The following is an 8,558-nucleotide window of genomic DNA, read 5'->3' on the forward strand; positions in this document are numbered from 1 at the left end:
GTCGGCAATGAGGACGGGGACCGTTGGGTGGCTCGGTCTATGCGTTCTGGCGGAGGATTCCGAGGAGGTCCACGCCTCCCGAGGTGCCGTTCTTGGCGCCCTGGGCGGCCCCACCGGGCGCGAACTGGCGCGCCTTGAGGTGAGGTTTGGCCTCCACCAACGCCGCGATGGCGGCCTGGAGTGCCTCGGGGTCCTCCAGGTGCGCGGCGTCGAACTCCAGGTCGGCCGGATCGGCCAGGAGTCCGGTGGCGCGGACGAGCTCGGAGTGGAGCCGCTCCTGGGCCGCGCGGAGCTGAGTCCGATAGCCGGCCGACTCCGAGCGGAGATCCTCCACGTATGCCCGAGGGAACGAGTCCCCCTCGGGCTCGGCCGGCGCGTCGGTGCCGGCGTCGGTCGGCTCCTGGCCCTCGGTGGGTGCCGATGCCGTAGTGGTGTCGGTGGTCTCCTCGGTGCCGGCCGGCACCTCGGTCTGGGCCTCGTCGGTGGCCTCGGTGGTCTTGTCGTCGGTCATGCCGCGTCTCCTGTCACGGTTGTGGTGGGTGCCGGTTTCGGACCGGCGGCCGGGTTCTCGATGCCCAGGCGTTCGCGGGCCTCCTCGGTGGTGAGGATGCCGGCGGCGTGGAGCTTGGTCACCGCGTCGGCCTCCTGGGCGGCCGAGCGGGTAGCGGGGTCGGCCCACCGGACGCGGACGTCGTAGTCGGAGACCTCCCCATCGTTCTCGACGGCCAGGATGAGCCGGCCGACCTGCTCCCAGGCCCTCCCGAACACGGCCTGGCGGGCCTCGGCGCGTGCGGTGAGCGCGGCCTCGGCGGCCCGGATGGCGTCGGCCGATGCCGGCACCGACGTGTTGAGGCCGAGGTAGTGGCCAGGGAGCCCGGAGACCGCGCTGGCTTGCTGGAGCAGGACGTCCACGGCCGTCTGGTATCCGGTGAGGTCCGCGCCGGCCAACTGGCCGAACTTGCCCTCGGGCGCCTCGTTGACCATCATTCGGTCGTTGTCGCCCACCGGATTCACGACGTCCACGACCTCCTCCCCGTCCTCGTCCAGGACCGGGTTACCGTCCTCGTCGCGGCGGACCTCCTCGGCCAGCTCCAGGCCGGTGGCCCACCGACGCGGGCGGGCGCCGAACTCCGAGGCCGTGAGCATGTCGGCGGTGAGCTTGTTGATTCCGTCCACCACGGGGATGAGGTCGGAGAACTCCGAGACGCCGAACGTGTCCAGCGGTCGGTCCGAATTAGTCAGTGGCACAACGGGAACCGCCAGGAGTGGGTTGTCCACGGTCTGCACGACCCTGGCGGCGGTGATCTGGGCGCCGTCCCCGATCAGGTGCTCGATCCGGTCGGGCCGGTAGATGACCCACCGCGTGGCGCCCCCTGTGCCGTCGGGGCGGAGCTCGGTCCAGCGTTTGACCGCTGCCAGGACCTCGTGAGAGCCGGCGTCACGGTAGACCGCGACCTGGGCGCCCGACTCCACCGACGCAACGGCCTTGCCGGCGGCGTTGGCCCAGACGATCACCGAGGACTCACCGGTGGCCAATGCCTCCCGGTGGGCCTGGGGACTGGTCTGGTCCAGGTCCGAGCGAACCCATGCCGCCCAGAGCTCGGTCAGGCGTTGGCCGTCGGCGCCGGCGAACCCGGTCACGCGCAACCGCTCCGCGATGGCCGAGACCGCCAGACGGGGGAGGTTGACCGCGATCCGGTCGAACCGCTGGCCGATGGCCTTACGTGCCTCCGGGGAGAGGTAGGCCAACGGTTGTTGGCCGGAGTAATACTGGCCGAGCCGGTGCAGGGCCGGCGCCCGGACGTTGAGAGCCTGGTCCAGCTCGGCGTTGGTTGGGTCTGTCATGATGCGAAACTCCTTACGCGCCTTCGGTTTTTCTTGGTTGTGTGGTGTGCGGCCCGGTCCAAGGCCACGATGGCGGCCACGGCCGCGTCGATCTTTCGCGGTGAGCCGCGCTTGTCCTTGGCGATGAGGTCGCCTTGGGGCGTGGACTTGGCCACCGCGTTGCCGAGGTGGACCGCCAACTCCTCGGCGCCGTCGTGGGTCAGGCCGCCGGTCGTGACGGCCGCGTAGAACCGGTCCGTGGCCGGCGCCATGCGTTGGGCTAGGGCCGTGTTCCACTGGAGGACCCGACGCTCCCCATGCCGTGCCGCCCACGTCTCGATCTCCGAACGCCAACCCCACGGGTCGGCGGCCAGCTCCACGACGTCGTAGCGGTCGAACATCTCCCGGACCTTGGCGTCCACCTCGGAGCGGGGGACCCGCCAGCGTGGATCTCCCGGGTTCTGCCAGATGCCGGCCAGGAATACGTGCGGCCGAGGCCCCAGCGTGGCGCCGACGAGCGCGGTGGAGTCTCCCGAGGCCGACCCGTCGAACGCCAACACGACCCGCTGACGCGGCGCCACGCTGACCTCGGGGGCCGCCAGCTCCTCCCAGGCCCCCCACGGGAGCCACCGATCCACCTGGCCAACCCACTGGCCGAGGCGCAACTGGCGGAACACGGGCTCACGCAACGTCTGGCGGGCCGCCTCCATGCCGTCCTCGGCCAGGAACGGCCGCTCACACGCCAACGCCGGGTTGGCCGTGCGCCACGCCTGGCGGTCGTCGGTCTCGCAACCCTCGGGCGCGGTGAACTCCTTGAGCGCGAACGCAGGGTCATTGCCGGCGCGGCCGTGGGCCACGAGCTTCCACATGATCGAATCGGTAGAGCTGGCCGGCGTAGAGATAGCCAGCGTGAGCGACTCCGGACGCTTACCGGTGACCGACGAGACGGCCTCCCAGACCTCGGCGGTGACCACGTGGAGCTCGTCCACGACCAACAACGACGGGTCATGCCCGTGCAACGCTCCGGGCTCGGCCGGTAGCGGCGTGAGCGTGGCGTCATTCTGGGGGACCTCGATACGGTCCCGGAAGATCTGCGCCCGCTCGGCCAACTCCGGGGTGAGCTCGATCATGCGCTTGGCCATGCGCAAGGTGATGTTGGCCTGGCGTTGGTCCGAGGCCACCACGAGCACCTCGGCCGAGGCCGGCCCGACGAACAGTTCGGCCACCGCCAGCATGGCCGCCAGCGCGGTCTTGCCGTTGGCCCGAGGGATCGACACGAGGCCGGTACGGACCCCAGGCCGGAACACCTCCCGGATGATCTCGCGCTGGAACGTGCGCAGCCTCACCGGCTCAAGGGCGCCAACGCCCTTGGGCACGACGAGGTACTGGCCGATGAACCGCTCCCGACGCCGCGCCGGGTCCTTCGGGTAGCCCTTAAACGTCAACGGATCGGCCGTGATCGTCCCTTTTGGTCCGGCCCTCATGAGATCATCTCCGGATGACCGCACCGACGCCCCAGGAACAACGCGCTCTCTTCAACCGAGCAATCGAGATTCTCCAGGATGAGGCCGACGACTACGACGCCTTTGCCCATAAGGTGGCCGGCCACATGCAGCCCTTGCTTGACAAGGCGAACGCCGGGAAGGCCACTGAGCAGGACGTCGTAAAGCTCACCGGTCTGGCGATGAAGAACTCCACTGAGATCATCGCGGGACTGGTGCTCGTCGTGAACGCGCTCACCGCACTTCGCCAGCACGAGGTCGGTCCGGAGAAGGCCGAGACGCTGGAGCACGTCAAGAATGTGGCCGCGTTCCGTTCTGATTGGAACTAGCAAGGTTCACCTCCTGGAACCATCGTCTCACTATGTGAGATGTGAAACGCAAACTCTGACTCACCTGCGGGTGGCCTGGGCCTCTGACCAGGGGTAACCCCCCTGGGCGCTGAGTCGCCCGTGTGCGGCTTGGCGCGGCCCCGGCGGCTATTGCATGGCCGGCACACGACCTCGACGTCCTGGAGGCGTATGGACAGGCCCCGAGCTCGTCGCGCCCACGCCTCCGGGGAGTGGTCCGCGGTCAGGTCCTCGGCGGTCCCGCAATCAGTGCAGAACCGCTGGAGCCGGCGGGCGCGCTCGGAGAGCCGACGCCATCGCTTGTCGTAGCCGCGTTGTTCACGGGTAGGCCGGCCGGTGGTGCGCTCGTGCTCTGCCTTGCACTCCGGGCACCTCGTACCGTCGGCCGGTTCACCACAACCGAGGCAGACACTAAGAGGCATGACGGCCTCCTCGGGAGAGCTCGGTCTCGGCTCGGTACTCGCGCGCCTGCGCCAGCTCGGATCGGGCCTCGGCCTGGGCCTCACGGCCGGCCAGCCACTCGTCGCAGAGGTTGCGCAACTCCTCGGCCCACTCAGCGATGGCCAGCACCTCACGGGCGGCCGGGTCACTGCTCAGACGCTCGGCCACCTGCTCGGGCGTGCGTATGCCTGGCTTGGGCCTCACCACTCATCAGCTCCTCTCGTGAGATCCAGGCCGAGGGCGTCGTCCAGGCCCCGCCGATCCACGCCGAGGTTGCGCTCGGTCGTGCGCTTGTCGGCCGGGAGCGGGTTCTGTGTACGGTGGCGCGCCTCGCCGTTGATCCGGGCCGACGCCACTACTGACTTGCTCATGGGGGACTCCTCTGTCGTTGGGAGTCCTACCGGCGGGTTGGTTGCGGTGGTCATGGGTCAGATCCCGAGGTCCTTGTCGAGCTCCTCCCGCATGACTTCTCGCGTCTCCCGATGGGTCAGCGGCTCGTCGTCCACGAGGAGCTCGGTTGTGGCGTAGGCGTCCGGATCGGTGATCGCTTGGAGTCGGTCCCCAAGCCACACAATCGGGCGGACCTCCTCGTGATCGCCATAGCTGACCAAAGCCCAACCGGCCACCATGAGCCCTTCTCGGTCGGCGTTGTTGAACGTCCAGGCGTTCGTCCGAGGGTTGCCCTCAAACATCTGGATCTGCTGAATCTTCGGTCGTGTTGCCACGGTTTCCTCCTAGTTGTTGCGGTGGGTTGTTGGTCTGGACGAGTTGGGTAGCCCAGGCCCCGATATGGCAGAAATCCGTCCGGGACGAGCTCTCAAATCAGGTGCTAATGACCTGGGCTTTCTCACCCGTCCCCTCGTCCCGGTACAGAGACCGGGACGAGCGGACGAGTGGAGTGAGAACTCGTCCGGGACGACCTCAGGACGAGTTGGGACGAGGGACGAGTTAGCGGTCATCGGGTGGCCTTGGTGGGCTCCGCGTCAACCACTTGCAACGGCCTGGGACCGTTCGGCCGGCGGTACTCCTTGACGAACCGGAACCGGGCTTTGGTGGCCTCGATGTAGCCCTCGTTCGCCAGGGTCTTGACGTGCTCACGAACGGTCGCGGATCGGCCTCTGACGGACTTCTCGATCTCGTCCATGGAGAACCGGAACGACGCGGGTTCGTGCCGGTCGTCCTCGTCCAGCCATGCGTTGCGTCGGCGGACGATCTCCTCGGAGATCCGCTCCATGAGGTCCTCGTTCCGAGGCGTGCCCTTGGACGTGAGCGGACCGTCCTCGGCCATCTTCTCCGGGAGCTTGAGAGTCACCGAGAGCGAGTCGAACGTGGAATCCACCACGACCTCGGCGGCGACTTGCATGTTGCCGCTGGAGCCCTCAGCGCACCGAGGGCGCACATACCCGGGCCGGTCCTTGCCGATCCGCAGCCGTAGCTTGCCGATGCCGCCCCGCTTGGGATGCTTGACGACCTCCAGCGTGTATGCCGCGCCGGTAATGTCGGCCATCTTGGCCTGGGCGCCGATGGCCCACCGACCTCGGCCGTCGTCGGACTTGGTGACGTGATCGACCATGACCAGCGGGGCGCCGGTTGCCTCGGCCAGCTTGCGCGGGAGTATCCGCGTCCACTTGTTCACCTCGTCGTTGTTCATGCCCGAGAGGTCGAACGTGCCCAGGGAAGCGGTCACGCCGTCGATCACGATGAGGGCGTAGTCGGTGGCCAGGATCTCGGCCCATGCCTCCGTTGAGGCATCCGGCCGACTCTCGGGCCGGCGGTAGTCGAACCGTCCGATGATGGCCTCGGAGGTGGCGCCGAGCTCCCGTAGACGCGACACGACCGAGTGCTGGTCCGACTCGTAATCCAGGAACAGGACCCGTCCGCCGGCGTTGACGGTCTCGGCCGCAAGTGCTTGCAACACAAGGGACTTGCCCGACTCAGACTCGCCGTGAACCGAGTGCGTGTGGCCCGGGTAGAGCATGAACAAGCCGTCGTCTCGGCGCCAGGTCGTCGGCGTGATCGGTGGCTCGTCGCCGTTGACGATCCCCGCGAGGTCGATCCGGCCCCACGAGACGGCGTGCTGACGCTGCTCCTCGCGCGCCTCGTCCATAACCTCGCCTACGCGCCGAGGGCGTAGCCGCTCGTTCTCCTTCTCCGCAAGATCTAGGGCGCTCTGGAGCGTCTCGATCTCGTCGGCAACGTCGTCGTTCTCGATTACGACCGATTGTTCAGTCACCGACAGGGTGACCGTCCTGCTCATCGGGCGCCACCTCGGACGAGGTAGCCGATGCCCAGGCCGGCAACCCAGGAGAGGGAGGCCAGGCCGATGGTGGCCAGGAATGCGAATATCGTTGTCACGGTTTGGAACTCCAGCTCGGAGGGGCGGGGCGCGGTCCTACATGGGTTGGTGAGTGCGTCCCGCGTCACGCGGCGGAGTTGGGGCCGATATTGCGCGCGGCCTGGGAGACGAACCGGTCAACCTCGGCCGTGTCGATCCGGATGCACCGCGCCGAGAGGCGAACGGCAGTCAGGCGTCCCTCGGAGATCCAGCGGCGGACGGTTCGCGCGTCCACGCCGAGGTCCTCGGCAACGCGGGAGGGGGAGACGTAAGTGGGTTTCTTGGTGGTGGCCATGATGGCGTGTGCTCCAGTGGTCGGGGTCGGTGGACCCGCCAGTTAGGGAGCAGCTCCCCGCCGGGAGTGCCGTGCTGAGTATCCCTGGCGGAGCATCTCAGTCACGGTTTTTGTGCGTAGTGAGCAATGTAGGCGATAGGTCCGTTAGCTGTCAACCATGACTAACGTCGAAAACCGTTGCGCCCGTGTTGACTTGGTTTGTCAACACGGGCGCGAACAGGGCCTATTCCGTCCACAAACCCTGAACGAGCCCGCGTGTCCGGGACTCTGTGGAGTGTGTGTAGCGGGCGCTCATCGCGGCCGAGGTGTGGCCCATGAGGACCATATGGTCGGCCAGGGTCGCGCCGGCCTGGGCGAACAGTGTGGCGGCCGAGTGGCGCAACCCGTGGGGCGTCAGCTCGGGCTTGCCGACGGCCTTGGCGGCGCGTTGGAACGAGTAGCGGAACGTGGAGGCGAACATCATCGCCCCGGTGCTCGTCGGGAACAGGAGCCCGTCGCGGCCGGGGAGTGCGTAGGTCTTGAGGTGCTCGGCCAGCGCCGGCCGCAGCCCCTTGGGGAGTGGCACGGTCCGCAGCGCGGCCCGCGACTTGGGGCGGTCCACGACGAACTCCCCGTCTACGCGGGTCACCGCTCGGGCCACCGTGACGGCCAGACCGTCCTTGCTCATGTCGAGATCCGAGCGGCGGAGCGCGGTCAGCTCACCGAACCGGAGCCCAGAGAACCCGGCCAGGAGAACCCACGCCCGATAGCGCGGCGTGATGGCGTCGGCCAAGGCCCGGATCTCAGCGGGGGACAGGGCCACCGGCTCGGACTTGCGGTGCTTCACGGCGCCGCGCTTCACCCGAGCCGGGTTGGCGGCCAGGATCTCGTCGTCCACGGCTTGGTTGAGAATCGTCCGTAACAGGCTGTAGGCGTTGGCATTCCGAGTCGGGTAGTCCTCCAGGCCGGCGAACCACTCCCGGATCTCGGCCACGGTCAGGCCCTTGAGCGAGCGATCACCGAGGCCCGGATAGATCACGTTGTCCAGGTAGCCGCGATTGAGCGCGCGGGTCCTCGGCTTGTGACGGTTGGCGGTCTCGGCGTGCCACTTCTCGGCGTAGGTCCGCAGCGTGAGGCCCTGGACGGCCTTGGCGGCCTCGCGCTCGGTCGGCGTCGTCCACGTCTCCAGGTCGATCTTGCGTTTCTCCAGAGCCAGCCAGCCCTCGGCGTCCTCCTTGGCCGCGTAAGTAGCCGGCGCGATGTAGACGTTGCCGTCGGGTCCGGTGTAGCTGGCCTGCCATCGGCCGCTCCTGAACTGGCGAATACGTCCGAACCCACGCCGCTTGCGTGCCATCTCTGCCTCCTCGTATTGCGCGCAATAAACGCGCAATACGAGGGTACATTCCCGAGTCTCACGTGCGCTTATGTCCGATCGGAGTTTCGACATTCACGCATGTAATGGCGCCTATACCCGCAGGTCAAGGCCGGTTTCTGGGCCGATAAACGCTACAGGTTCAAATCCTGTCAGCCCGACGTTCTGACCAGCACTTATGTGCTGGTTATCGTCGTTTGTGCCCACTACGTGCCCGTTGGTTCAGGCGCAACGCGCCCACGCGGTGAGTCTTTGACCTGGTGTGTCACACGTCGGCCATAAGACTGTCGGGTGTTCTCCCTCCCCGGTGACAATGTGAATTCCCCACGACGCCCCGACGGGACGTGAGGTCCTCGCCAGGATGGGTCTGAATCGCCCCGGGTTTGTCGGAGGCTCTCGAATCTGTGAAGGATGGAGAGTATGGCAGCACCACGGAAGTACAGCGTTGAGCTGAAGGAGCGGG

Annotated in this window: 10 protein-coding genes; 1 reads left to right on the forward strand and 9 read right to left on the reverse strand. The window is 67.5% G+C overall.

Annotated elements, in window-relative coordinates:
* Window positions 1-37: 37 nt before the first annotated feature.
* From ACWETB_RS23020 to ACWETB_RS23030, 3 genes are read right to left on the reverse strand one after another with little or no spacing between them, the layout of a single operon-like run.
* Entirely contained in the window at window positions 38-511 is a 474-nt protein-coding gene (locus tag ACWETB_RS23020) for a hypothetical protein (RefSeq protein ID WP_452213873.1), read from the reverse strand.
* A complete protein-coding gene (locus ACWETB_RS23025) occupies window positions 508-1,845 on the reverse strand; it encodes a phage portal protein (RefSeq protein ID WP_452213875.1) in 1,338 nt (445 codons plus the stop codon). The genes ACWETB_RS23020 and ACWETB_RS23025 overlap by 4 nt, the downstream gene beginning before the upstream one ends.
* Complete coding sequence (locus ACWETB_RS23030; protein WP_005179757.1) at window positions 1,842-3,308, reverse strand: terminase large subunit domain-containing protein; 1,467 nt, start codon at window positions 3,306-3,308, stop codon at window positions 1,842-1,844. Before ACWETB_RS23030 ends, ACWETB_RS23025 begins: the two co-directional genes overlap by 4 nt.
* Window positions 3,309-3,322: 14 nt before the next feature.
* On the opposite strand from ACWETB_RS23030, the gene ACWETB_RS23035 reads away from it, so the two are divergent.
* Window positions 3,323-3,655, forward strand: a complete 333-nt coding sequence (locus ACWETB_RS23035) for a hypothetical protein (protein ID WP_005179755.1) — start codon at window positions 3,323-3,325, stop codon at window positions 3,653-3,655.
* A 429-nt stretch (window positions 3,656-4,084) separates the two neighbouring features.
* Here ACWETB_RS23035 and ACWETB_RS23040 read toward each other — a convergent pair whose 3' ends face one another.
* The 6 genes from ACWETB_RS23040 to ACWETB_RS23065 all read right to left on the reverse strand — a co-directional run bounded on the left by ACWETB_RS23040 (window position 4,085) and on the right by ACWETB_RS23065 (window position 8,077).
* Window positions 4,085-4,318 carry a hypothetical protein gene (locus ACWETB_RS23040; protein WP_245551988.1) on the reverse strand — a complete coding sequence of 78 codons (234 nt, stop codon included), beginning with the start codon at window positions 4,316-4,318 and terminating at the stop codon, window positions 4,085-4,087.
* Window positions 4,315-4,485, reverse strand: coding sequence for a hypothetical protein (locus tag ACWETB_RS23045; RefSeq protein WP_157227912.1), 171 nt, complete (start codon window positions 4,483-4,485; stop codon window positions 4,315-4,317). Before ACWETB_RS23045 ends, ACWETB_RS23040 begins: the two co-directional genes overlap by 4 nt.
* Window positions 4,486-4,542: 57 nt before the next feature.
* Window positions 4,543-4,839: a hypothetical protein gene (locus tag ACWETB_RS23050; RefSeq protein WP_005179741.1), complete on the reverse strand. Its 297-nt coding sequence runs from the start codon at window positions 4,837-4,839 to the stop codon at window positions 4,543-4,545.
* Window positions 4,840-5,069: 230 nt separating this feature from the next.
* A complete protein-coding gene (locus ACWETB_RS23055) occupies window positions 5,070-6,371 on the reverse strand; it encodes an AAA family ATPase (protein WP_452213879.1) in 1,302 nt (433 codons plus the stop codon).
* A 163-nt stretch (window positions 6,372-6,534) separates the two neighbouring features.
* Window positions 6,535-6,744: an excisionase family DNA-binding protein gene (locus ACWETB_RS23060; RefSeq protein ID WP_005179734.1), complete on the reverse strand. Its 210-nt coding sequence runs from the start codon at window positions 6,742-6,744 to the stop codon at window positions 6,535-6,537.
* Between the two features lie 223 nt (window positions 6,745-6,967).
* Window positions 6,968-8,077 (reverse strand): tyrosine-type recombinase/integrase, encoded by a 1,110-nt coding sequence (locus ACWETB_RS23065; RefSeq protein WP_452213881.1) that lies wholly within the window; start codon window positions 8,075-8,077, stop codon window positions 6,968-6,970.
* Between the last annotated feature and the right edge of the window lie 481 nt (window positions 8,078-8,558).

The organism is Gordonia sp. NPDC003950, from assembly GCF_053605205.1.